Genomic DNA, 282 nt, shown 5'->3' with positions numbered 1-282 from the left:
AAAATGTACCCTCTCTTGTACCCTCGGTCCCTTCTGGTGGTTTTTATGAGAACAAGTAGATCAAGATTTTTGTCATCAGAACACGTGTATTTTTGTGGGTTTTATTCCTGAGTTTTATTCCTTTTTATATCGCTAACGCTCCGGGATAGTGCTTAGCAATAATATCATTAAGCCTGTCAACCAGCTCTGGTTTCCTGAACGTGATGTGCGCGGAGCCCTTCTTAAAGTATCTGATGCTGAACATCTCATCTTCATAGTCCTCTTTACCCTGAACAGACTGGA

General features: G+C 41.5%; 1 protein-coding gene. It reads right to left on the bottom strand.

The genetic code is table 11. The features are described 5' to 3' along the window. Positions 1-124 precede the first annotated feature (124 nt). Positions 125-282 (bottom strand): DUF4942 domain-containing protein (locus tag E0D98_RS26465; protein WP_131891631.1); only part of this gene is annotated, 158 nt, incomplete at its 5' end.

Source organism: Escherichia sp. KCJ4928, assembly GCF_004352695.1.
Lineage (GTDB): Bacteria > Pseudomonadota > Gammaproteobacteria > Enterobacterales > Enterobacteriaceae > ECMA0423.
The sequence above is the reverse complement of the archived record's forward strand: the minus strand, read 5'-3'. Positions and strand labels throughout refer to the sequence as shown.